Origin of the sequence: Mesorhizobium sp. M1E.F.Ca.ET.063.01.1.1 (genome assembly GCF_003998155.1) — a bacterium.
Lineage (GTDB): Bacteria > Pseudomonadota > Alphaproteobacteria > Rhizobiales > Rhizobiaceae > Mesorhizobium.
Window position 1 is genome coordinate 1 of record NZ_RZSC01001536.1, and the last position, 507, is coordinate 507.

At 67.5% G+C, this 507-nt stretch carries 1 protein-coding gene; it reads right to left on the bottom strand.

All coding sequences use genetic code 11. The annotated features are described in order from the left end of the window. On the bottom strand, positions 1-507 hold a 507-nt coding region (locus EOA29_RS39655; RefSeq protein ID WP_189479193.1), incomplete at both ends, for a sodium/proton-translocating pyrophosphatase.

The following is a 507-nucleotide window of genomic DNA, read 5'->3' on the forward strand; positions in this document are numbered from 1 at the left end:
GGCGAGCACCATCGTGGCGACCACCGTCACCGCATAGGTCTCGAACAGGTCGGCGGCCATGCCGGCGCAGTCGCCGACATTGTCGCCGACATTGTCGGCGATGGTGGCCGGATTGCGCGGATCGTCTTCCGGAATGCCGGCCTCGACCTTGCCGACCAGATCGCCGCCGACGTCGGCGCCCTTGGTGAAGATGCCGCCGCCGAGACGGGCGAAGATCGAGATCAGCGAAGCGCCGAAGCCGAGCGAGACCAGCGAGTCGATGACGACGCGGTCATTCGGCTGCAGACCCATCGCACCGGTCAGGATGGCGTAGTAGATGGAGACGCCGAGCAGCGCGAGGCCCGCCACCAGCAGGCCGGTGATGGCGCCTGACTTGAAGGCGATGTCGAGGCCGGCGGCGAGGCTGTTGGAAGCGGCCTGCGCGGTACGCACATTGGCGCGGACCGAGACATGCATGCCGATGAAGCCGGTAGTGCCCGACAGCACGGCGCCGATCAGGAAGCCGAT